This is a genomic window from Streptomyces sp. NPDC059008 (assembly GCF_042749045.1).
In the GTDB taxonomy this organism is placed as follows: Bacteria; Actinomycetota; Actinomycetes; order Streptomycetales; family Streptomycetaceae; genus Streptomyces.
This window is the reverse complement of the sequence record NZ_JBHYJC010000026.1, coordinates 26,012-47,436: the sequence shown is the minus strand read 5'-3', so window position 1 is coordinate 47,436 and position 21,425 is coordinate 26,012. Positions and strand designations below refer to the sequence as shown.

The following is a 21,425-nucleotide window of genomic DNA, read 5'->3' as shown; positions in this document are numbered from 1 at the left end:
CGCGTGACGGAAACGCCCCGGGGGTGCACCATCACCCGGTCACCGCCTTGTCCACCCACAGCGAGGGAGCCCACCATGCCGCCCGAGTCGTTCGTCCACCTTCGTGGTCGTCGCTTCGCCTACCTGGACTTCGGTGGTCCGGGGCCTGCCGTCCTCGCCCTGCACGGTCATTTCGGGAGGGGGCGGATCTTCGCCCCGCTGGCGGCGGCACTGGCCGGGCGGTACCGCGTCGTCGCGCTCGACCAGCGCGCCCACGGCCTGTCGGACCACGGCGGCGGGCTCACCCCCGACGACTACGTCGAGGATGCGGCCGCCCTCTTACGCGCCCTGGATCTCGCGCCGGCCACGGTTCTGGGGCACTCCATGGGCGGCGCCATCGCCTACCTCCTCGCCGAGCGCCACCCCGGTCTCGTCACCGCGCTCGTCGTCGCGGACATGACCGTACGCAACGAGGAGCCCGAGACGCACCCCGTTCTCGACGTCTCGGGCTGGCCGCGCAGGGCGGCCTCGCGCGAGGAACTGCGGGCCGCGATCGAAGCGCACGGTGTTCCCGATGCCGGCTACTTCCTCGACAGCGCGACGGAGTGCGACGACGGCTGCCAACTGCTCTTCGACACCGCCGACATGATGGCCTCCCAACACGCCCTGGCCGGGGACCACTCCGCCGCGTGGGCCGCGTCGAGGCAGCCGGCCCTGCTGCTCAGGGCGAGCGAGAGCTTCGTCCTCACCGGCGAAACGGCGCGCCGGATGGTCCGGGAGCGGCCGGGTACGGAGCTGGTCGAACTCTCCGGCTGCGGACACTGGCTCCACACCGACGACCCCGACGGGTTCGCCCGCGCCGTTCGTTCCTTCCTGGACCGCACCCACGCACACCTCGCCGACGCACCGGCGACGTGACCCCAAGGGCCGGGCCCGGCAACCTCCGCCTCCGCGGTTCGGTCGCCGGGCCCGGCCGATCGCCAACCGGCCTACGCCGTCACCGACTTGGCGAAGAGGCCGTAGAGCTTCTTGTAGGCGTCGTCCTGCGTGGGGATGAGCACGAGGACGCGGAGGGTCAGATGGCCGCCCTTCGGGACGATGTGGATTCCCTCCGGGGGCGAGCCGAGGACCACGTTTCCGTCGGAGCCGTCATTGATGATCATTCCCCAGAAGCTGGTCTCGAACTCCGGAGCCAGGACCGAACCGTCCGGGAGCTGGCCGAAGCCGACGTTCCAGTGCCGGACGTCGGTTTCACCGGCGTACATGGTGACGTCGTAGGAGTAGATGTACTTTCCGGTCTGCCAGTCCTGCCAACTGGAATTGAAGGTGTAGTCGACGGTGAGGTTCTGCTGGGCCACCGTGAAATGCACCGTGTCCGGTTCGGATTCCTGACCGCCGTGGACGGCCTTTACCGTCACACTGTGACTTCCCAGGCTCCAGCCGCCCTCGGGAGCGAAGGTCCATTTGTCGCCCGTCACCGGAGAGGTGCCGACCTGGGTGCTCCCGTCGACGAGCACCACCGAATCCGCGTGGAAGGCGACACCGTCGACGGACACGCCGGGGTCGACTTCCGTACCCTCCTTGGGAGACCTGATGTCCACGACCGGGCTGGGGAGGATCACATAGAAACTCCGGTACGCCCTGCCGGACTGCACGTCGTCGCGCACGGCGATGGCGGACAGGTCGTGCTGCCCGAGGCTCCAGTCGGCATCCGGGTCGTACTCCCACTTGCTGTCCTTGACCGGGCAGGTGCCCAACTGCTTGGCCCCCTCGTACAGCAGCACCTGCTGCACGTCGGGCGCCGCGTTGCCGCGGACGGGCTGACGGCGGTCCTCGGTCGTCGCGCCGGCCGCGGGAAGGGTGAAGACCGGCGTCGGGACGGGCTGGACGAACGCGAGGGCCGACTGGGCCTGGTCGTTCCACGAGCCGGTCGGGCTGCCGGCGAGCGGGATCCTGGTCAGATCGTCGATCGACTCACCGGCCTTGACCGGTAACTGCGCCCCCTGCTGATTCGTCCGCGTGAAAAGGACGTTGTCGATTTCGGTGTTGTTGACGACGGCGCTCACGCCGTCACCGCTCTGGTCGAATCCGTAATCGCTGAAGTTGTTCGCCGTCCCCTTTACCGGGATGACGAGAATCTTGTCCCGGTCTCCGCCCACGTTGTAGTTGGCGTCGGCGAACAGGGAGAAGGCGCCAGCCGGCGCCTTGTCCTTTCCCCGCCCGCGAATCACATGCGGTTCGTCGGCGGCGGCACCATTTCCGTTGACGGTCATATCCCGTCCTCTCCGTTGGGCAACTGTGCATGCGCATCGATGCCCATGGTCCACTCCGCAACAAACGCCCGAAAATTCGTATCAAATCAGTTCAGGCCATGGACACCGGCCGCCGCCCGACGGGGCGGAGAGACGCCTCCTACCCTCCGAAGGCCTTGCGGAGGGTAGCGCCGAACTCGGCGGGGTGTGTGGTCAGGCCGGTGTGCCCGCCGGGGAAGTGCCGGAATTCCGCGCCGAGACGCTCGGCCAGGAATGCGGCCGCCCGGTAGGGAAGTTCGCCGCGGGAGTCCTGGCCGCCGGCCAGGACGAGCCGGTCCGAGAGCGCCTGAAGTCGGGGGGCGTCCGGGGCGTAGGACATGAAGCGGGGCACGATGCGCCCGACGAAGTAGGGCAGGTTGGCCATGGTCTGCTCGGCCCGCGCCGCCGCTTGGGGCGGAAGCCTGAGCTCGGCCTTCGGCTCGGTGGTGTCCTCGCCCTTCTTCAGACCTGCGGCGAACACCGCCATCGCCGGCATGAGTCCCTGCGCGTGGAACGTCTCCTGCACGCGCGCGATGAGCGCGCGGTGTTCGGAGGCGTCGGGGAGGACCTCCACCACCGGCGGCTCGTGCGCCACGAGGCGTTCGACGCGGTCGGGTCGGGCGGTGAGCAGATGCAGGGCGGCGATCGCGCCCGAGCTGGAGCCGAACACCCGGGCCGGCTCACCGGGCGACAGCAGCTCCAGCAGGCGGAACGCGTCCTCGGCGTGCTCGGCCACGCGCTGCTCGGCCGCGGGGTCGTCCAATGTGCTGCGGGACATACCGCGCGGGTCGTAGGTCGCGACGGTGTATTCGGCGGCCAGGTCGTCGGCGATGCCGTCGAAGGCGGCCGCGCCTCCCGCCCCTCCGGGTATCAGCAGCAGAAGCGGGCCCTGGCCGCGCACTTCGTAGTGCAGCGTCGCGCCGTTGACGCGCAGGCGGCCGATGGTCGGGTCGGTCATGAGGGGTCTCCTTCGTTCAACGGGGGCCAGTGCTCCAGGAGGGAGTGCAGGGCGTCCAGAGCACGCACCCAGGAGTGCTGCGGCGAGCGCTGGTGCGCGAACCCGCCCGCGGCCTCCAGGGCGACGAACCCGTGGAAGGTGCTGCGCAGCAACCGGACCGCGTCGGTCAGATCGGGCTCGGCCAGCCCGTAGCCGCGCAGCATGCCGTAGGTCAGCTCGACGGCGCGGCGCGGCCCTGGGGCTGCGGCGGCCAGCTCGGGATCGATCTGGAGGGGAGTCTGCGTCGCCATGTAGCGGCCCGGGTGCTCATGGGCGTACTCCCGCCAGGCGTCGGCGAACGCGACCAGCGCGTCCTTGCCCGATCGGCCGGCGGTCGCCTCCGCGATACGGATGGTCTTCTCGTCCGCCGCCAGCAGGGCGATCCGCCCGCGCAGATCCTCCAGACCGCGCACGTGCGTGTACAGGCTCGCGTCCTTCACGCCGAGCCGCCGCGCCACCTGCGACATGGTCACCTGATCCAGCCCGACCTCGTCCGCCAGATCGGCGCCCGCGATCGTCACCCGCTCCGCCGTCAGCCCGGCCCGTGCCATACGCCCACTCCTTCCTAGGGGCCTTAGTTTTACCCTAGGACCCCTAGGAAGACAAACGGGAATCGGACGAGACGGGAGGACGGGAGGACGGGAGGGGCGCAGACGGGAGGGGCGGAGGACGGGAGGGATCGAGGAAGGGAGGGGGAAGCAGGGGGCGTAGGGGGGAACGAGGACGAGGGGGCGCGGCGCGTGCCTCGTGACCCCGGCGCCGATCTGCGGGCGCCCCGGCCTCGCCCGATCATCGAACCATGGCCCCCACCGCCGAGCCCGGCTCGACCCCGTACCCCGTGATCCGGCCGATGCTGGCCACGGTCGGGCCGCTGCCCGACGAGGACGAGGAGGCGGCCTGGGCGTTCGAGGCCAAGTGGGACGGGGCGCGCTGCATCGTCAACACACCAGGAGACGGCACGCTCCGGCTGGTCACGCGGGCGGGCAACGACGCGACCAGTACGTACCCGGAGCTGGCGCCGCTGGGCGAGCAGTTGCGGGGCCGGCCGGCGGTGCTCGACGGCGAGGTGGTGGTGCTGGACGCGCGCGGACGGCCGGACTTCGGGCTGCTGCAGCGGCGGATGGGCGTGGTGAACCCGCGACGGACGGCCCGGCTGGCCATGGAGCACCCGGTACACCTGATCCTTTTCGACATCATGTACCTGGGCGGGTCGCTGCTCGGCTCGCCGTATCACGAGCGCCGGGCGGTGCTGTCCGGACTGCGGCTGCGCGGTCCGAACTGGTCCGCGCCCGCCTATCTCCGGGGCCATGCGCAGCAGGCGTGGGAGGCCTCGCTGCAGGGCGGGTTCGAAGGGGTCGTGGCGAAGCGGCTGAACTCGGCGTATCTGCAGGGTGTCCGGTCACCCGAGTGGCGCAAGACGAAGCATCTGCTGACCCTCGACGTGGTCATCGGCGGCTGGACGGAGGGGCACGGCGTTCTCGCGGGGCTCCCCGGTTCCGTCCTGGCGGGCGTGGCGGAACCGGCCGGGCTGCGGTACGTCGGCTCCGTGGGCTCGGGGCTGTCGGACCGGGAACGGCGGGAGCTGGCGCAGTACCTGGCGGTGATCCCCATGGACCGTTCGCCGTTCATCAACCCTGTGGACACCATGGACGCGCACTGGGCCGAGCCCCGGCTGGTCGCCGAGGTCACGCTCACCGGCTGGACCTCGGCCGGGCGGCTGCGGCACCCCATCTGGCATCGGCTGCGGCCCGATCTGACACGTCTGGGCTGAGGCGGGGGCAGGGACGGCTGCCCCCGGAGGGCCCGGGAACGGGGGCGCGGGGGCCCCGTCAGGTCACGGGCGGCAGAACGTCGCCGTGGTGACCGAGCCGCCGTCGTTCTCGTCGTCCGTGCCCAGGATTCCCGTGCGCGACCCCGGCAGGCACGCCAGCGCCTCGATCTTGTGCCCGGCGAACGTGGCGAGCCGGTCCGGCGTGGCGGACAGCCTCAGCTCGGCCTCGCCGTCGTCGCGGACGACGAGGCGTCCGGCGGCATAGAGCGCGGAGTCGTACGGCCCGTCGTCGCCGGGGTCCGAGGCCGACGACACCGTCAGCCCGCCGCGGGCGGAGAGTTCCACATCGGAGACGTGCCGCACGTGCTCGGCCGGATAGGGCACGCTGAATTCCACGGAATCGGGCTGGCCGAATGCGTCGGTGGACCGATTCCAGGTCGCCGCGGTCAGCTTTGCCGGGCGCTCGTCGCCGCCCCGGTCCGCCCAGACCGCGACGACGGTGCCGCGGGCGGTGCGGGCCAGCGCGAATCCCTCGTAGTTGCCGTCCGGTGAAATGCCGGGAAGTCGGAATTCGTGTATCACGCGTACGGTGTCCCTTTTCCGGTGAAGGGCGCCGTCTTCCCGGAGTACGGTGCCCCTTTCCCGGCGGATGCGGTACGCCGTTCCGTCGCTGGCGAGGGCCACGTACTCCCCGTCCCGCCCCGGCACGGCGTCGATCGCTTCCAGGTCGACGGGCGGCTCACCCTGCCATTCGACCGCCCTCACCTGCGGTTTCGCGTGCCGGCTGTACCGCACGGCGACCAGCCGCTGCTGGCCGGGCTCCTTGTTGTCACGCACCGCGAGGGCGTCGACCGTATCGCCGTGCCGACCGTCGACCACGATGCCGCTGACACCGGAGGTGATGTCGTCGCCGACCCGCTGCCAGTCGTCCGCCGGCAGATCACCGGAAGCCGGCGCGAGGAGCGTGGCGCCGGCTATGAGCGCACTGATTACTTTCTTGATCATCGGCCGAGTGTAGGGCGGATTCCGAGGTTACCGAGGAGTGAGCGACGGGCACTTCGTAGAGATTCAACGACCATCACCCATCCCACTCCGTCACCCATTTCCGGATTCCGGCCGGGGTGCTCCTCCGGAGCGCGATTCCGCTGTCGATCCGCATCAATCCGTATCGCTCCGTATCGCTCCGTATTGCTCTGTCTCGCTCCGAATGATCGGCCTGACAATGGCAGGGGCGCCATATCCGGTATGTCGATATCCGGTATGCCGCCGGTCGGCGCGATGCGCCGGGCGGCTGACGCACCGGGACGGCCGCGCCGGTGCGGGAAGGCTCGACAAGAGCAGCCACCCAGCCGCGGACGGAAGGAGCCGGTGATGCCCCACGCCACCGAGGGCGACGCGAGGTGCGGCAACACCGAGTACGGCAGAGCGCCCTTCAAGCGCTCCCGGAGCCACTTCGCGGACCGCATCACGGCGGACGGCCGCGACGGCTGGCCGGTCGAGGCCGGCCGCTACCGGCTGGTGGCGAGCCGCGCCTGCCCCTGGGCGAGCCGCGCCGTCATCGTGCGGCGGCTGCTCGGCCTGGAGGACGCGCTCTCGCTCGCCATCCCCGATCCACTCCAGGACGACCGCAGCTGGCGCTTCACCCTGGATCCGGACGGACGCGACCCCGTACTCGGCATCCGCTTCCTCAGCGAGGCCTACGACGCCCGCGAGAAGGGCTACCCGGGCGGGGTCAGCGTCCCCGCCGTCGTCGACGTGCCCAGCGGCAAGCTCGTGACCAACGACTTCCAGCAGATCACCCTCGACCTGTCGACACAGTGGACGGCGCTGCACCGGCCGGGCGCTCCGGACCTGTATCCGGAGCGGCTGCGCGAGGAGATCGACGTCGTCATGGCGGGTGTCTACCGGGACGTCAACAACGGCGTGTACCGGGCCGGTTTCGCCACGACGCAGAGCGAGTACGACGCCGCCTTCCGCGACCTCTTCCGGCGGCTGGACCTGCTGTCGGAGCGGCTGTCCGAGCAGCGCTACCTCGTGGGCGACACCCTCACGGAGGCCGACGTCCGGCTGTTCACCACGCTGGTCCGCTTCGACGCCGTCTACCACGGCCACTTCAAGTGCAATCGGTTCAAGCTGGCCGAGGCCCCGGTGCTGTGGGCGTACGCCAGGGATCTCTACCAGACGCCGGGCTTCGGCGACACCGTCGACTTCCACCACATCAAGCAGCACTACTACCGGGTGCACACCGGCATCAACCCGACCGGCATCGTCGCCCTGGGCCCGGACCTGTCCGGCTGGCTGACCCCGCACCGCCGCGAGGAGTTGGGCGGCCGGCCGTTCGGCGACGGCACCCCGCCGGGCCCGGTACCGCCGGCCGAGGAGGTACCACCGAGCGGCCGCCCCGAACACCTCCGGCTCGGCTCCTGAGCGCCGCCCCGGCTCCCCCGCCCACCTGACCGGCGCGCCCGTACCGTGAGACCCTGAGAACACAGGGACTGTGAACTCCACGAGATCCACGCGAGGAGTGAGCCCGATGAGGATGGTTCTGACGGCCCGCATACCTACCGAAGTGGGCAACGAACTGATCAAGAACGGCGCCCTGCCGAAGATCATGGAGACGGCGATCGCCGCGCTGCAACCGGAGGCGGCCTACTTCACCCTCGACGGCGGCGACCGTGCCTGCTTCTACTACTTCGACATGCAGCAGTCGTCCCAGATGCCGGCTCTGGTCGAGTCGTTCTTCATGGACTTGCACGCCAAGGTCACCCTCCAGCCGGTGATGAACGCGGACGACCTGCGCAGGGGGCTCGGCGAGCTGATGAGCGGCACCTGAGCGCCCCGGCCGGTGCCCCACCCGCCCGTCCGCGTCACTCCGGTCCGGCGTCCTCCGGTGTGCCGTACGCCAGTTCGCCCAGGACGCCCAGCGCCTCGGCCAGGGCGTCCAGGGGCGGCGAGGCCAGTGCCAGCCGTACGGCGTTGGGCGTGTGGCCCGTGCCCACCGCGAACGCTCCCGACGGCGTGACGGCGATCCCGCGACGCGCGGCCGCCGCGACGAAGGTGTCGGCGCGCCATGGCTCCGGCAGCTCCCACCAGCAGTGGTACGCCTGCGGATCGGCCCGCACCCGGAAGCCGGCCAGCCGTTCGGCGACGATCCGCTGGCGTGCCGCCGCGTCCCGGCGCTTGTCCGCTTCGACGGCCGCCGCGGTCCCGTCGGCCATCCAGCGGGTCGCGGCGTCGAGCGCGAAGCGGGCGGCCGTCCAGGTCCCCGATCGCAGCGCCGTCGCCACGTCCTGGGTGAGAGCCGCGGGCACCGTGAGGAACCCCAGGGACAGGCCGGGGGCGAGCCGCTTGGACAGGCTGTCGACGACCACGGTGCGTTCGGGTGCCAGCGCCGCGAGCGGCGGCAGGTCGTCGCGGAGGAAGCCGTAGATGGCGTCCTCGATGACATGAATGCCCAACTCGCCTGACACGGCGGAGAGTTCACGGCGGCGCGGGTCCGGCATCGTGATGCCCAGCGGGTTGTGCAGGGCCGGCTGGAGGTAGACGGCGCGCAGGGGAGCGGCCGCGCGGAGCGCCTCGGGCGTCAGGCCGTGCTCGTCCATGGCGAGGGGTACCAGCGTGACGCCCAGGCGGGCCGCGATGCCCTTGACGACGGGGTAGGTGAGGGATTCGACGCCGAGCCGCTCGCCGGCCGGAACCAGCGAGGCGATCGCGGCGGCCAGCGCCTGCCGGCCGTTGCCCGCGAAGAGCAGCCGCCGGGGGTCCGGGGCCCAGCCGGCACGGGCGAGGTGCGCCGCCGCGGCCTGCCGGGCGGCGGGCGTGCCGGCGGCGCCCACCGGGCGGAGCGCGTCGGCCAGGGCGTCGGGGCGCAGCAGGCGCTCAAGGCTCCTGCCGAGCAGGGCGGGGTGCTCGGGCAGTACCGGGAAGTTGAGCTCCAGGTCGATCCTGGCGTCGCCCGGCTCGGCGAGCGCGGGCTCGGCCGACGGGGCGGCGGTGCGTACGAACGTGCCGCGGCCGACCTCGCCCACCGTCAGTCCCCGTCGGCCCAACTCCCGGTACACCCGGGCCGCCGTCGAGCCGGCGATCCGCCGGTCGCGGGCGAACCGGCGCAGCGGCGGCAGCCGGTCGCCGGGCCGGAGCCGGCCGGCGGCGATCTCCGCCGCCAGCTCGTCGGCGATCACGCGATAGTCGTCCATCGCCCTTCCCCCTCCTCCTCGGACGAGCCCGTCACTCGCCCGAGCCCGTCACTCCCGTGCGCCCGCTTCCTCGACGAGCCTCCTCGGTGAGCCACCTTACGCGACATTGCACCGAGATCATTATTTATATTGCACCGAGAAATTGCCCCTCATAGCATCGAGGAACCACTGAGCGGCAGAGGGGATGCACGGCATGGGATCGGCCCGATTCGCAGAGATCAGCGTCGGATACGAGGACGAGGGCGACGGCGAGCCGCTGGTGCTCCTGCACGGCCACCCGTTCGACCGGACGATGTGGCGCCCGCAGATCGAGCACTTCAGCCGGGCCGGATGGCGGGTGATCGCCCCGGATCTGCGCGGCTACGGCGAGAGCTCCGTCGTCCCCGGCACGACCCCGCTGGAGACCTTCGTCCGCGACACCGTCGCCCTGCTCGACCGTCTCGACATCGAGCGCTTCGCGCTCGGCGGACTGTCCATGGGAGGCCAGATCGTCATGGAGTTCTGGCGGCTCTTCCCGCATCGGATCCGGGGCATGGTGCTCGCGGACACCTTCCCCGCGGCGGAGACCGAGGCGGGGAAGACCGCGCGCCGCGACATGGCGGAGCGGCTCCTGCGGGAGGGGATGGCCGGCTACGCACACGAGGTCCTGCCGAAGATGATCTCGCCGCGCACCATCGCCGCACAGCCGGACGTCGCCCGGCACGTCCTGGGAATGATGACGGGCACCCCGCCCGAGGGTGCGGCGGCGGCCCTGCGCGGCCGCGCCGAACGCCCCGACTACACGGCGCTGTTGTCGCGGATATCGGTTCCGGTACTGGTGGCGGTCGGCGCGGAGGACGCCTACACCCCGGTGAGCGACGCCCGCGACATCCACCGACGCGTTCCGCACGCCCAGTTGACGGTGATCGAGCAGGCGGCACATATGCCGAACCTGGAGCGGGCGGACGAGTTCAACGCCGCGCTGGAGGCCTTCCTCGCCACCCTGCCACGGACCGACTGACGCGCAGGACGCGGCGACCGTCCCCCGCCGCACGCCGCCGCGCCGCCGCGCCGACTCGCCCTGGACCCAAGGACGTTACCCACCCGTAACCTACCGACGGGTTACCTAAGGTAAGGCCCGCACCTTACTCTCCAGTCAACTCGAGCCGCCGTACGCCCCTCCTGTCTTCCGACAGCGTACGGCGGGCTCGCTTCGAGATCTGGAGCAGAAGATGACGCCCTCCCGCACGACTCTGCGTGCCGCGATCGGCACCGTCTCGGCGGCAGTGCTGGCCACCACCGTTCTCACCGGTGCGCCGGCCACCGCCCAGGCAGCGGCACCGACATCAGCCCCCACGACGGCGGCGTCCGCCGACTCCGTTGCAGCCTCGTCCGCGGTCAGGTTCGTCGACATCGAGGGCGACGGCGGGATCACCCTCAAGGCGAACGTGTTCACCCCGGCCGGCGCCGACGGGACCCGCCGGTACCCGGTCATCGTGCTGCCCACGAGCTGGGGCATGCCGCAGGTCGAGTACCTGGCCCAGGCCAAGAAGCTGGCCGACGCGGGCTATGTGGTGGTCGGATACAACTCGCGCGGGTTCTGGCAGTCCGGCGGGCAGATCGAGACGGCCGGACCGCAGGACGTCGCCGATGCGTCGAAGGTCATCGACTGGGCGCTGGCCAACACACCGGCCGATCCGCAGAAGGTCGGCATGGCCGGGGTCTCCTACGGCGCCGGCATCAGCCTGCTGGCCTCCGCGTCCGACAAGCGGATCAAGGTGGTCGCGGCGCTCAGCGGCTGGGGCGACCTCATCGGTTCGATCTACAGCGGCCGGACCCAGCATCTGCAGGCGGCGGCGATGCTCGGCGGCGCGGGTGAGCTGACGGGACGGCCGAGCCCCGAACTGCGGACCATCCTCAAGGACTTCCTCGGCTCGAACCTCGCCAAGGAGCAGGACATGATCGAGTGGGGGAAGAAGCGCTCCCCCGCCACCTACCTCGACAAGATCAACGCCAACGGCGCCGCCATCATGCTCGGCAACGCCTGGGGCGACTCCCTCTTCCCGCCCAACCAGTACGCCGACTTCTACGAGAAGCTCAAGGGCCCCAAGCGGCTGGAGTTCCGTCCGGGTGACCACGCGACCGCCGAGGCGACGGGGCTCTTCGGACTGCCCAACGACACCTGGACCAACACCAAGAGGTGGTTCGACCACTACCTCAAGGGCGCGGACAACGGCATCGACCGCGAGTCGCCGGTGCTGCTGAAGTCCCGTTCCACCGGCGCGTACGAGGGCTACAAGAGCTGGAAGGACGTGCCGTCCGCGCACCGCAGGATCGAGCTGGGCGGCAGCAAGCAGATCAACACCAACTGGGACTCCGGCGCCAACGGCGGGCTGATCTTCCTCTCCAGCATGCTGGACCAGTTCTTCCGGTTGCCGCCGATGGCCTCGATCCCGCTGCTGCCGCGCTCCCTGGCCGCCGTCTGGCAGTCCGAGCGCTACGAGAGCGGGCAGCGGGTCCGCGGCACCACCAAGCTGCACACCACCCTCACCAGCACCGCCGAGAGCGGCACCGCCATCGCCTACCTCTACGACGTGGGGCCGCTGGGCCTCGGCAGGCTGGTCACCCACGCCCCGTTCACCTTCCACGACAAGACCCCCGGCCAGTCGTTCGGCGTGGACCTGGATCTCTTCTCCACGGCCTACGACGTCCCCGCCGGGCACCGGCTGGCGGTGGTCGTGGACACCGTCGACCCGCTGTACATCGAGCACAATCCGGGCGGCGCACGGCTGACGTTCTCCTCCCCGGCGAACGACCCGTCGTATGTGTCGGTGCCGGTGCGCGACTGAGCGTGCGGCTCGGAGGTCCGAAGGGCACGTTCCGAAGGGCACGCCCTGGACCTCCGAGCCTACGGACACCCCCTAACCGCGCCGCGCCGGGACCGGCAGCGGCTTGGTGGGGCACGTCGCGTCGCGCGGCGGGACGGTTCCGTTCAGGAGGTAGGCGTCGACGATGCGGTCGACGCAGGCATTGCCGTTCTGGTACTGCCCGTGGTCGCCGCCGCCCACCGTGACCAGGCGTGAGCCCCGCAGCGCCTGATGCGCCCGCACCGCGCCCTCGTAGTACGTGGCCGGGTCGTGCTCGGAGTTGAGCATCAGCGTGGGCGGCAGGCCCTTGCCGGTGACCTTCACCCGCGGCGCGTCCGACTCCGGCCCGTACACGCAGGTCGCGGCGTACGCCAGCTCCCGCGCCCCGACCAGCGGGTACTTCCTGGTGTCCTGGGCGCTCTGCCGTATCCAGTAGCCCAGGTCCCGGCTCCACGGGGTGTCGTTGCAGGTGACCGGGAAGTACGTGGCGGCGAAACCGGGAGACAGGTAGTTGCCGAAGGCCTGCTGGGCGAGCCGGCGTTCGGCCGGCGTCGCCGTCTCCCAGTGCTCCAGGGCGGCCAGCACGGACGCCAGCCCGTCCCACTGCCGGTCGGCGTCGTACATCCCCTGGAGCGTGGCGTTGTCGAGCTGGTTGGGCCCGATCGTCAGCGAGCCGATCGTGATCGGGCGGTCGGCCAGCGCCTGGCGGCGCGCCTCCCATGTCGCCTTGGCTTCGGCGGCGGTGCTCCCGTAGTGGTAGACCGCGTCGTACCGGGCGAGCCACGGCAGGAAGTCCTGCTCGAAACGGCGTTGGAAACTCATCGGTTGCCCGAGTTCGGCCTGCTGCCAGGTGTCGTGGAACGGCAGGTTGCTGTCCAGCACGGCGCGCTCGACGTGCTGCGGGAACCGTGTGGCGTAGTACGCGCCGAGCCAGGTGGCGTACGACGGCCCGTAGTACGAGATCTTCCGCACGCCGAGCAGTGCGCGGAACAGGTCCATATCGCGTACGGCCTGGTCCGTGGTGAGGTACGTGACCAGGTCGCCGCTGCGCTCCCGACAGCTCTCGAAGAACCGCCTGGACCGGTCCACCACGCCGTGGACCGCCGCGGGCGAGCGGTCGCGGAAGTCACCGGCGTAGAAGTCGCGGAACTCGGCGTCGGTCTGGCATGTCGCGTGCGAGCTGCTGCCGACGCCCCGCTGGTCGAAGCCGACCACGTCGTACGCGGCACCGACGGCGGGCGACGCCTTGACGAAGCCCGCGGGCCGCGTGAGCCCCGAGGCGCCCGGCCCGCCGGCGGCCATCATCAGCACCCCGCGGCGCTTGGCCGGGTCGGCGGCCCGGTGCCGGGACACCTCGACGGTCAGATCCGCGCCGGTCCCCGGGTGGTGCCAGTCGCGGGGCACGGTCATCGCCGCGCACTGCAGCGAGGGCTCCCGGTCGCAGGGCTTCCAGTCGAGCCGCTGCCCCGTATAGCGCGCGGTGGCGGACGCGGCGCCGCCGGCCGCGCCACCCGCCGGTGCGGACTGCGCCGCGACCGCCGGGGCGACGGCGCTCGCGAGGGCCGCGGCCACCACACCCGACAGTGCGGCCACGGGCCATCGCGGTTTCCTGGACGTGGACATCGAACCTCCCGGTGGCCGCGCTCGGCCGCGCGGCGTCTGAGGCGATGCTCGCGCTCCGGGAACCCTCGATCGATCATGCTGACTGCCGTCTTCGGGGTGGCACCAGCACCACCACGGCCATGAATCGCGCTCCGACGCGCCGGCACGGCGCACCCAGGACGCGCCTCCCGGCCCGGACCCCGGCCGCGGCGCGTCGTGCCGCTCACGTCCGGCGCGCGCCCGGGGACCTGTCCTTGAGGGTGTAGGTCCCGTCGAAGACCGGGGAGTCGGCGGCCGGTGCCATGCAGGGGGTGGTTCTCGGCTCGTCGGGGCCGGTCGCACCGGACAGGCCGATGCGGGCCTGTCCGCCGCCCTCCGGCACCAGGAAGCTCACGCCCTGGCGGAAGTGCGGGTGCACCCGGCCGGTCCAGGGGTGGCCGGGGCTGGTGCGCACCAGGGTGCCGGTGACGGTCGCGGTCGGGCCGCCGGTGGTCAGGCAGTCGACCTTGAAGTCGCCCCAGAGCACCTTGGTGGTGCCGTCGGGCCGCTGGTAGGAGTGCGAGAGGCGGAAGGTGCCCCAGGAGCGCTCGGGCCGGTTGCCCGCCCCGTAGACGCTGTGCGCGTCGACCGAGAAGCGGACCTCCTCGGTGTCGACGGGGTATTCCATGCGGGCCTCGCCCTTGAGGGCGGAGAAGGTGGTCGGCGCCGGGGTGTTCGGCTCCGTGGGTGCCGCCGCGGCGACCGGGGCCGCGAGCGCGAGGACGAGGGCGAGGGCGGCGGTGACGCGCAGGGGCTTGACGTACATGGTGGGCTCCGTCCGACAGATACCGGCAGATGTGGGCTGCTGCGGCATCGATCGTCACCGACTGCCCTGCTCCCGGGCGTCGTTCGTGCGGAGGTTCCGGCTCCGTCGCACGGCGGAGCCGGGACTACGCCCTGAAGCGCTCACCCCGTGTGGCGCCGGTGGTCCCCCGGCAACAGGGTGCCGGGCTCGGCGGCGGCCACCTCGACGGCCTCGACCTTGGGGTTGCGCTTCTGGCGCCGGGAGACCCAGTTGGCCAGCCAGGACAGCAGCATGCACATCCCGATGTAGATCGGCGAGATGATCATGACGACGGGGATGAACGGCAGGCCGTAGTCGAGGTTGGAGGCGATCAGCTTGCCGGCGTGCAGGAACTCCTCGTAGGTGATGAGGTATCCGAGCGAGGTGTCCTTCAGGGCCACCACCAGCTGGCTGATGATGGCCGGGAGCATCGCGCGGACCGCCTGCGGCACCAGGACGTGCGTCATGACCTGGGTCTTGCGCATGCCCAGTGCGTACGCGGCCTCCCGCTGGCCGCGCTCGACGGCGTTGACGCCGCTGCGGAAGACCTCCGCGAGGACCGAGCCGTTGTAGAGGGTCAGGCCGGCGACCAGGGCGGGCAGCGGGGCGACCTGCAGCGCCACATAGATGAAGAAGATCATGACGAGCAGGGGCATCGCGCGGAAGAACTCCACCACCAGGGTGCACACCCAGCGCACGATCCGGTGTTCGGAGAGCCGGCCGGTGGCGAGCACCGCGCCGAGCGCCAGGGAGAACACCGCCGCGAGGCCGAAGGCCCGCAGGGTGTTGCCGAGACCGGTGAGCAGCAGCTCCTGGATCCCCTTGTAGAGGAAGGGGCTCCACTTGGCCGCGGTGAACTGCCCGGTGTCGAAGAGGAGGTAGACGATCCAGACGACCAGGGCGATGATCACGGCCGTCGCCCCGACGCCGTAGAGCCGGTGCCGCGCCCTGGTCCGCGGGCCCGGGATGTCGTAGAGGGCGGTGGTGGTCATCGGACGGCTCCGAAGCGCTTCTCCAGCACGTTGAAGATCGCGCTGATGGACAGGGTCACGATCAGATAGCCCACGGCGATCCAGACGAAGGACCAGATGATGCTGTAGCCCATCTCGCTGAGCGGTTTGTAGACGCCGAGCAGTTCGGTGACGCTGAAGGCGCCGGCGATCGCGGAGTTCTTGGCGAGCGCGATCAGCGTCGAGCCGATGGGCGGGATGACGGACCGGAAGGCCTGCGGCAGGACGATGTCGCCGAGGGTCTGCGGAAAGGTCAGGCCCAGGCTGCGGGCCGCCTCGCCCTGGCCGACCGGCACGGTGTTGATGCCGGAGCGCACCGCCTCGCAGATGAAGGCCGAGGTGTAGCAGCCCAGCGCCAGGATCGCGAAGAGCTTGAAGGGCAGTACGAGGCCGAAGCGCGGCAGGCCCAGCACCACCGCGAAGAACAGCAGCGTCAGCGGCGTGTTGCGCAGCACCGTCACCCATGCCGTGCCCAGGGCCCGCAGCGAGCCGACCGGTGCGACGCGGAAGGCCGCCATGAGGAAGCCCAGGCCGAGCGCGAGCAGCGAGGCGTAGACGGTGAGTTCGACGGTGCCCAGCAGGCCCTCCCCGTAGAGGGAGAGGTTGTCGAGGAGAACGTTCATCGGTCGGTTCCTTGGCTCCTCAGTCCGCCGGGTAGCGGTCGATCGGGGGCGGCTTGGGTGCGGGCACCCCGGACAGGCCGAGGGTCGCGTCGTAGGCCTTCTTCCAGTTGCCGTTCGCCTCGTCGGCGGCGAGCGCGTCGTCGAGCGCGTAGCGCAGCGCGTTGTCGCCGTGCGGGACACCGATGCCGTACGGCTCCTGGGAGAACGGCTTGCCGACGACCTTCAGCTCGTCGGGCACCTTGGCCGCGTAGCCCAGCAGGATCGCGTCATCGGTGGTGACCGCGTCGACCTGGTAGGTCAGCAGGTTGTCGACGCACACCGAGTAGGTGTCGTAGGCGACCAGGACGGCCTTGGGGTACTCGGTCTGCATGCGCTGGTACGGGGTCGAGCCGGCGGCCGAGCAGACGCGTTTGCCGGCCAGGTCCTGCGGCCCCTTGATGGCGTTCTCGTCGGCGCGCACCAGCAGCGACTGGCCGGCCATGTAGTAGGGGCCCGCGAAGCCCACCAGCTTCTTGCGCTTGTCGTTGATGGTGTACGTGCCGACGTAGAGGTCGATCTGGCCGTTCTGCAGGGCCGTCTCGCGGTTGGCGGAGGCGATCGTCTTGAACTCGATGGTGTCGGGCGGGAAGCCGAGTGCGGCCGACGCCATCTTGGCGATCTCGATGTCGAAGCCGGAGTAGCGGCCGGAGGCCGGGTCCCGCTCGCCGAGGTAGGGCTGGTCCTCCTTGACGCCGATGATGAGATGTCCGCGGCGCTTGGCCCGCACCCAGGTCGGGGAGTCGGGCAGCGAGAAGTCCCTGGCGACGGGGTACTGGGGCAGTTCGCTGCCCTTGGGGCCCTTGACCGGCGGGCTGCCGGGCCGGCCGCAGCCCGCGAGGGCGAGCGCGGCGAGCGTGAGGGCCATGAAGGCCACAAGGGCACGGCGCAGGCGCGTGGAATGACGGTGCGGCATCGCGGCGCCCCCGTTAGTGCTTGAGGATCTTGGAGAGGAAGTCCTTGGCCCGTTCGCTGCGCGGTGCGGTGAAGAACTCCTCGGGGGTGCGGTCCTCGACGATCCGGCCGTCGGCCATGAACACCACGCGGTTGGCGGCGGAGCGGGCGAAGCCCATCTCGTGCGTGACCACCACCATCGTCATGCCCTCCCGGGCGAGCTGGCGCATGACCTCCAGCACCTCGTTGATCATCTCCGGGTCGAGCGCGGAGGTCGGCTCGTCGAAGAGCAGCGCCTTGGGCTCCATGGCGAGCGCGCGGGCGATGGCGACGCGCTGCTGCTGGCCGCCGGAGAGCTGTGCGGGGTACTTGTCGGCCTGCGAGGCGAGCCCGACCCGGTCCAGGAGTTCGCGGGCGCGCCGCGCGGCCTCGTCCTTCTTCTTCTTACGGACCTTGATCGGCGCCAGCATGATGTTGGCGAGCACGGTCTTGTGGGCGAAGAGGTTGAACGACTGGAAGACCATGCCGACTTCGGCACGCAGCTGGGCCAGCGCGCGGCCCTCTTCGGGCAGCGGCCGGCCGTCCAGTTTGATGGTGCCCGACTCGACGGCTTCCAGGCGGTTGATGGCCCGGCACAGGGTGGACTTCCCGCCGCCGGAGGGCCCGATGACCACGACCACCTCCCCGCGGCCGACGGTGAGGTCGATGTCCTGGAGGACATGCAGATTTCCGTAGTGCTTGTTGACCCCGCGCATCTCGATCAGCGCATCACCGGTCATATGCAGTCCTGCCCACTCTCATCCGTACCGCGCAGAGCCCGCAACCTACCGGGGCGAAAGGGGCGGTTCTTCGCTGACACGCACGTATCAGCGGATAGGAGTGGATAAATCAGTTAAGCCCGTTACCTCCCGGATGGGTGTCAGGCCTCGGAGGCCTCGGCGTAGACCTGGGACAGCTCCGGCGCACCGACATCGGCCCACTCGTGGCCGGCCGCCACCACGTCGACCTCCCGCCCGGACTCCAGCCGGACCACCGGCTGCCCGTTGGGCCAGACATGCCAGACCGCGCCGCGCACCGTGCGCACCAGGACCGTGCCGAGGTAGAGGCCCGCGTCGTTGCCGAGCCAGGGCACCACCTCCGGATCGTCCCGCCATACCGGCTGCAACTGGTCCAGCAGCTCCAACGACCGTACGGAGTCGTCCAGTTCCACCCCCGCGGTGGCGGCCTGGGCACGCAGCAGCTCGCATTCGGACAGCAGCTCGACGACGCTTCCGGGATCGGCGCGCACCGACTCCGCGAGCGGCACGGACCGGTGCGCATGCTGACGCCTGCGCCACTTGTCCAGGAAAGACATGTTCATGGTGTGCAGGGTCCCACCCGACCTGTGGTGCGGGCCACAGGCGCGCGGCGCGAACGGGCCCGGTTCGTCACCTTGACGCTCCCTGTCTGCCTTCCTACCTTCATGGCGCTCGGATCGGATCGGCCGGATCCGGCCTGCCCCCTCGTGCCTTGAGGGAGCGGCCGGATCGCAGTGCACACCTGCCCGTTGACGCCCCCGAAGGGACACCGACCGATGCGCCTACGACGATGGGGAACCACCCTGACCCTGCTGATCACCGCGACGGCACTGCCCGCCACCACCTCCGCCGGCCCGGCCGCGGCCGCCCCGTCCGGCCCGGCGCACCACCCGCTGCCGCTGGCCAGGCTCTTCGACAACACGGCGGTCAGCGACGACTCCGCACCCGGCGCGGCCGACTTCGACGGCGCCGGCCACTCACTGTCCGCACAGGACCTGGCGGCGGCCGGCTGGCCGCCCGGGAGCACACCGACCATCGACGCGACCCGTCTCACCTGGCCGCGTACGGGGGCCGGGACACCGGACAACCTGCGGGCGGACGGGCAGTCGGTGGCCGTGCGCGGGCGGGGCGCGGCGCTGACGTTCCTGGTCGCCGGGACGGGCGGCACGGCGTCCGGCACCGGCACCGTGCGCTATCGGGACGGCTCGCGCAGCTCCTACGAACTCACCGCGCCCGACTGGCTGTCCGGGCCGCTCAGCACCAAGGCGGTGGCGCTGCCGCACGTCAACGGCGCGGACGGCGGGCCGGTCGGGCCCGCGCGGCTGTACGCGGTGTCGGTACCGCTGCGGGCCGAGCGGGAGGTGGCGTCCGTGGTACTGCCCAAGGCGCCGGAGACGGGTGCGCAGCTGCATGTCTTCGCGGTGTCGGTCCGGGACGGCGGGCCCGGCCGGACCGGGAGTTGGGCGGCGAGCACGGCCGGCTACCGGGCCGTCGGGCCCTGGAGGGACCGTACGCTGCGGCTGGTCGTCCACAGCGGGGCGGGCGGGCCGCGGGCGCGGATCCGGATCGCCAACACCTTCGCGGCGGCGCCGGTCGACATCGGGGCGGCCAGCATCGCGCTACGCGGCGCGGGGGCGGCGGCGGACGGCGAGCCCGTGCCGCTGACCTTCGGACGGGGGCGGACCGGCACCCGTATACCCGCCGGCGCCGAGGCCTTCAGCGACCCGGCGCCCTTCGCCGTCCCCGCCGGCACCGACCTGCTGGTGAGCATCCATCTGCCGGGCACGGTGACGGCGGCGCCGGTGCACCAGGAGGCGGCCCAGCGGTCGTATCTGAGCGCGGACGGCAGCGGGGACCGTACGACGGACGCCGAGGGCGGCGGGTATCCGGAGACGATGACCTTCTGGCCGTTCCTGACGGGTGTCGCGGTGGACGGCGGGCCCGGCTCGATCGTGGCGCTGGGCGACTCGCTCACCGACGGGGTGAAGTCGACCAGCGGCGCCAACCGGCGCTGGCCGGACGTCCTCGCCCGCCGCTTCCAGACGCAGAGCGCACTGCCCCGCTACGGCGTGCTCAACCACGGCATCTCGGCGAACCGGATCGTCACCGACCGCTATCAGGGCGACGGGGTCAGCACGGACACCGGCGGGGTCAGCGCCCAGCACCGACTGGAGCGCGATGTGCTGGCGCAGCCGTCGGTGCGGACGGTGGTGGTGTTCGAGGGCGTCAACGACGTGCGCTGGGGGACCCCGGCCGAGGAGGTCGTCGCCGGCCTCCGGGCCCTCGCCCGGCGGGCGCACGAGCGGGGGCTGCGGGTGGTGGTCGCGACCATCGCCCCCTGCGAGGGCTACCGCGACTGCACCCCGGAGGTGGAGGCCCGCCGCCAGGCCGTCAACGCCTTCGTGCGCGGCAACGCCGGCACCGTCTTCGACGCGGCACTGGACTTCGACGCCGTACTGCGCGATCCGCAGCGCCCCCAGCGCTTGCTGCCCGCCTACGACAGCGGCGACCACCTCCACCCCGGCGACGCGGGCCTGCAGGCGCTGGGCGATGCGGTGGACCTGCGGACACTGGTGCCGGGGCGGCGGGGGTGAGGCCGGGCGCCCCGGGAGGCGCGCTGCTCCCGGGGCGCCGGGATCAGCCCTGCTGCACAGGGACGACGACCATATCGGCGATGTTGACGTGCGGAGGGACGGAGACGGCGAAGGCGATGGCCTCGGCGATGTCCTCGGCGGCCAGCGGGCGCAGGTCGGTCCGCATACGGGCCAATGACGTGCGCAGGTCGGCGTCGTGCATGTCCGCCCCGAGTTCCGTGACGGTGACGCCGGGTTCCACGTTCTTCACGCGGACGCCGCGGGGCCCCAGTTCGGCGCGCAGATTGCGGGTCAGGTGGGCGACGGCGGACTTGGTGGCGCAGTAGACCGACCAGTTGGGGTAGAGGGCGTGGCCGGCGACGGAGCCCACCTGCACCAGATCCGCGGGACGGCCGTCGGCCGCGGCGGCCAGGAGGCCGTCGGTGAAGGCCCGCGCCGTGTGGAGCAGACCGCGGAGATTGACGTCGATCATGCGGTCCCACTCGTCGGTCCGGGCGGTCTCGAAGGGCGCGCCGAGCATCACCCCGGCGTTGGCCACGACGAGGTCGACGGGCCCGAGGGCCGAGACGACGGCGCGGGCGGCGGTGTCGAGGGCCTCGGGGTCGGTCACGTCGACGGCCACCGGCAACAGGGCCCCGGTGGCCGTGGCGCGGAGCCGATCGGCCAGGTCCGTCAGCCGGTCCTCGCGGCGGCCCAGGAGGGCGACATGCGCCCCGCCGGCGGCCAGGCGGCGGGCGGTGGCCGCGCCGATCCCGCTGGAGGCACCGGTCACGACCGCGACCCGGCCGGTCAGGGGCCCGGTGAGCCGGTCATCGCCGGGGGCGGTGGTGAGGGAGGAAGAGGAGGTGGTCAAGGGGAGGGAAGTCATGCCCTCACCCTGCGGCGGGCCCGCCGCGGGGACCAGGCAACGCCTCTCCCGGGAGGAGCGATCCTAGGAGTTCCACGGCCACCTTCCGGGCTCCCGCC

20 protein-coding genes are annotated in these 21,425 nt (G+C 71.5%); 7 read left to right on the top strand and 13 right to left on the bottom strand.

What is annotated here, in order from left to right:
- The first annotated feature begins 75 nt into the window (after positions 1-75).
- Complete coding sequence (locus tag ACFWZH_RS26575) at positions 76-897, top strand: alpha/beta fold hydrolase (RefSeq protein WP_384436157.1); 822 nt, start codon at positions 76-78, stop codon at positions 895-897.
- 71 nt (positions 898-968) lie between these two features.
- Here the strand turns inward: ACFWZH_RS26575 and ACFWZH_RS26570 are convergent, their stop codons facing one another.
- From ACFWZH_RS26570 to ACFWZH_RS26560, 3 genes are all read right to left on the bottom strand, one after another.
- On the bottom strand, positions 969-2,252 hold the full coding sequence (locus ACFWZH_RS26570) for a hypothetical protein (protein ID WP_384436154.1): 1,284 nt from the start codon (positions 2,250-2,252) through the stop codon (positions 969-971).
- Positions 2,253-2,391: 139 nt separating this feature from the next.
- The gene (locus tag ACFWZH_RS26565) at positions 2,392-3,228 is read right to left on the bottom strand and encodes an alpha/beta fold hydrolase (RefSeq protein WP_384436150.1); all 837 of its coding nucleotides are present in this window, start codon (positions 3,226-3,228) and stop codon (positions 2,392-2,394) included.
- The gene (locus ACFWZH_RS26560; RefSeq protein WP_384436147.1) at positions 3,225-3,818 is read right to left on the bottom strand and encodes a TetR/AcrR family transcriptional regulator; all 594 of its coding nucleotides are present in this window, start codon (positions 3,816-3,818) and stop codon (positions 3,225-3,227) included. The genes ACFWZH_RS26565 and ACFWZH_RS26560 overlap by 4 nt, the downstream gene beginning before the upstream one ends.
- Before the next feature lie 248 nt (positions 3,819-4,066).
- Here ACFWZH_RS26560 and ligD point away from each other — a divergent pair, with 248 nt between their 5' ends.
- Positions 4,067-5,038, top strand: a complete 972-nt coding sequence (gene ligD / locus ACFWZH_RS26555) for a non-homologous end-joining DNA ligase (protein ID WP_384436144.1) — start codon at positions 4,067-4,069, stop codon at positions 5,036-5,038.
- Positions 5,039-5,101: 63 nt separating this feature from the next.
- Here the strand turns inward: ligD and ACFWZH_RS26550 are convergent, their stop codons facing one another.
- Positions 5,102-6,043, bottom strand: a complete 942-nt coding sequence (locus ACFWZH_RS26550; protein ID WP_384436142.1) for a hypothetical protein — start codon at positions 6,041-6,043, stop codon at positions 5,102-5,104.
- Positions 6,044-6,409: 366 nt separating this feature from the next.
- Here ACFWZH_RS26550 and ACFWZH_RS26545 point away from each other — a divergent pair, with 366 nt between their 5' ends.
- The gene (locus tag ACFWZH_RS26545; protein WP_384436139.1) at positions 6,410-7,465 is read left to right on the top strand and encodes a glutathione S-transferase family protein; all 1,056 of its coding nucleotides are present in this window, start codon (positions 6,410-6,412) and stop codon (positions 7,463-7,465) included.
- 106 nt (positions 7,466-7,571) lie between these two features.
- On the top strand, positions 7,572-7,871 hold the full coding sequence (locus ACFWZH_RS26540; RefSeq protein WP_384436136.1) for a hypothetical protein: 300 nt from the start codon (positions 7,572-7,574) through the stop codon (positions 7,869-7,871).
- Between the two features lie 34 nt (positions 7,872-7,905).
- On the opposite strand, the gene ACFWZH_RS26535 is transcribed toward ACFWZH_RS26540, so the two are convergent.
- Positions 7,906-9,234, bottom strand: coding sequence for a PLP-dependent aminotransferase family protein (locus tag ACFWZH_RS26535; RefSeq protein ID WP_384436133.1), 1,329 nt, complete (start codon positions 9,232-9,234; stop codon positions 7,906-7,908).
- A 193-nt stretch (positions 9,235-9,427) separates the two neighbouring features.
- Between ACFWZH_RS26535 and ACFWZH_RS26530 the strand changes: the two genes are divergently transcribed.
- Positions 9,428-10,234 (top strand): alpha/beta fold hydrolase, encoded by an 807-nt coding sequence (locus tag ACFWZH_RS26530; RefSeq protein WP_384436130.1) that lies wholly within the window; start codon positions 9,428-9,430, stop codon positions 10,232-10,234.
- 211 nt (positions 10,235-10,445) lie between these two features.
- Positions 10,446-12,062, top strand: coding sequence for a CocE/NonD family hydrolase (locus ACFWZH_RS26525; RefSeq protein ID WP_384436127.1), 1,617 nt, complete (start codon positions 10,446-10,448; stop codon positions 12,060-12,062).
- Positions 12,063-12,134: 72 nt separating this feature from the next.
- On the opposite strand, the gene ACFWZH_RS26520 is transcribed toward ACFWZH_RS26525, so the two are convergent.
- From ACFWZH_RS26520 to ACFWZH_RS26490, 7 genes are all read right to left on the bottom strand, one after another.
- The gene (locus ACFWZH_RS26520; RefSeq protein ID WP_384436124.1) at positions 12,135-13,673 is read right to left on the bottom strand and encodes an alpha/beta hydrolase; all 1,539 of its coding nucleotides are present in this window, start codon (positions 13,671-13,673) and stop codon (positions 12,135-12,137) included.
- Between the two features lie 232 nt (positions 13,674-13,905).
- Entirely contained in the window at positions 13,906-14,487 is a 582-nt protein-coding gene (locus tag ACFWZH_RS26515) for a hypothetical protein (protein ID WP_384436121.1), read from the bottom strand.
- A gap of 140 nt (positions 14,488-14,627) precedes the next feature.
- Positions 14,628-15,497, bottom strand: a complete 870-nt coding sequence (locus ACFWZH_RS26510; protein WP_384436118.1) for an amino acid ABC transporter permease — start codon at positions 15,495-15,497, stop codon at positions 14,628-14,630.
- Positions 15,494-16,138 (bottom strand): amino acid ABC transporter permease, encoded by a 645-nt coding sequence (locus ACFWZH_RS26505; protein ID WP_384436115.1) that lies wholly within the window; start codon positions 16,136-16,138, stop codon positions 15,494-15,496. Before ACFWZH_RS26505 ends, ACFWZH_RS26510 begins: the two co-directional genes overlap by 4 nt.
- Positions 16,139-16,157: 19 nt before the next feature.
- Positions 16,158-17,042: a glutamate ABC transporter substrate-binding protein gene (locus tag ACFWZH_RS26500; RefSeq protein ID WP_384436112.1), complete on the bottom strand. Its 885-nt coding sequence runs from the start codon at positions 17,040-17,042 to the stop codon at positions 16,158-16,160.
- 61 nt (positions 17,043-17,103) lie between these two features.
- On the bottom strand, positions 17,104-17,847 hold the full coding sequence (locus ACFWZH_RS26495) for an amino acid ABC transporter ATP-binding protein (RefSeq protein WP_384436109.1): 744 nt from the start codon (positions 17,845-17,847) through the stop codon (positions 17,104-17,106).
- A gap of 140 nt (positions 17,848-17,987) precedes the next feature.
- Positions 17,988-18,428, bottom strand: a complete 441-nt coding sequence (locus ACFWZH_RS26490; protein WP_384436106.1) for a DUF6278 family protein — start codon at positions 18,426-18,428, stop codon at positions 17,988-17,990.
- Positions 18,429-18,641: 213 nt separating this feature from the next.
- Between ACFWZH_RS26490 and ACFWZH_RS26485 the strand changes: the two genes are divergently transcribed.
- Positions 18,642-20,459, top strand: a complete 1,818-nt coding sequence (locus ACFWZH_RS26485; protein ID WP_384436103.1) for an SGNH/GDSL hydrolase family protein — start codon at positions 18,642-18,644, stop codon at positions 20,457-20,459.
- A gap of 43 nt (positions 20,460-20,502) precedes the next feature.
- Here ACFWZH_RS26485 and ACFWZH_RS26480 read toward each other — a convergent pair whose 3' ends face one another.
- Positions 20,503-21,327: an SDR family oxidoreductase gene (locus tag ACFWZH_RS26480; protein ID WP_384436100.1), complete on the bottom strand. Its 825-nt coding sequence runs from the start codon at positions 21,325-21,327 to the stop codon at positions 20,503-20,505.
- Between the last annotated feature and the right edge of the window lie 98 nt (positions 21,328-21,425).

Excerpts from the sequence above, each read along its gene's own strand:
- ACFWZH_RS26575 (WP_384436157.1), top strand. The coding sequence starts at position 76 with ATGCCGCCCGAGTCGTTCGTCCACCTTCGTGGTCGTCGCTTCGCCTAC.
- ACFWZH_RS26570 (WP_384436154.1), bottom strand. The coding sequence starts at position 2,252 with ATGACCGTCAACGGAAATGGTGCCGCCGCCGACGAACCGCATGTGATT.
- ACFWZH_RS26565 (WP_384436150.1), bottom strand. The coding sequence starts at position 3,228 with ATGACCGACCCGACCATCGGCCGCCTGCGCGTCAACGGCGCGACGCTG.
- ACFWZH_RS26560 (WP_384436147.1), bottom strand. The coding sequence starts at position 3,818 with ATGGCACGGGCCGGGCTGACGGCGGAGCGGGTGACGATCGCGGGCGCC.
- ligD (WP_384436144.1), top strand. The coding sequence starts at position 4,067 with ATGGCCCCCACCGCCGAGCCCGGCTCGACCCCGTACCCCGTGATCCGG.
- ACFWZH_RS26550 (WP_384436142.1), bottom strand. The coding sequence starts at position 6,043 with ATGATCAAGAAAGTAATCAGTGCGCTCATAGCCGGCGCCACGCTCCTC.
- ACFWZH_RS26545 (WP_384436139.1), top strand. The coding sequence starts at position 6,410 with ATGCCCCACGCCACCGAGGGCGACGCGAGGTGCGGCAACACCGAGTAC.
- ACFWZH_RS26540 (WP_384436136.1), top strand. The coding sequence starts at position 7,572 with ATGAGGATGGTTCTGACGGCCCGCATACCTACCGAAGTGGGCAACGAA.
- ACFWZH_RS26535 (WP_384436133.1), bottom strand. The coding sequence starts at position 9,234 with ATGGACGACTATCGCGTGATCGCCGACGAGCTGGCGGCGGAGATCGCC.
- ACFWZH_RS26530 (WP_384436130.1), top strand. The coding sequence starts at position 9,428 with ATGGGATCGGCCCGATTCGCAGAGATCAGCGTCGGATACGAGGACGAG.
- ACFWZH_RS26525 (WP_384436127.1), top strand. The coding sequence starts at position 10,446 with ATGACGCCCTCCCGCACGACTCTGCGTGCCGCGATCGGCACCGTCTCG.
- ACFWZH_RS26515 (WP_384436121.1), bottom strand. The coding sequence starts at position 14,487 with ATGTACGTCAAGCCCCTGCGCGTCACCGCCGCCCTCGCCCTCGTCCTC.
- ACFWZH_RS26510 (WP_384436118.1), bottom strand. The coding sequence starts at position 15,497 with ATGACCACCACCGCCCTCTACGACATCCCGGGCCCGCGGACCAGGGCG.
- ACFWZH_RS26505 (WP_384436115.1), bottom strand. The coding sequence starts at position 16,138 with ATGAACGTTCTCCTCGACAACCTCTCCCTCTACGGGGAGGGCCTGCTG.
- ACFWZH_RS26500 (WP_384436112.1), bottom strand. The coding sequence starts at position 17,042 with ATGGCCCTCACGCTCGCCGCGCTCGCCCTCGCGGGCTGCGGCCGGCCC.
- ACFWZH_RS26495 (WP_384436109.1), bottom strand. The coding sequence starts at position 17,847 with ATGACCGGTGATGCGCTGATCGAGATGCGCGGGGTCAACAAGCACTAC.
- ACFWZH_RS26490 (WP_384436106.1), bottom strand. The coding sequence starts at position 18,428 with ATGAACATGTCTTTCCTGGACAAGTGGCGCAGGCGTCAGCATGCGCAC.
- ACFWZH_RS26485 (WP_384436103.1), top strand. The coding sequence starts at position 18,642 with ATGCGCCTACGACGATGGGGAACCACCCTGACCCTGCTGATCACCGCG.
- ACFWZH_RS26480 (WP_384436100.1), bottom strand. The coding sequence starts at position 21,327 with ATGACTTCCCTCCCCTTGACCACCTCCTCTTCCTCCCTCACCACCGCC.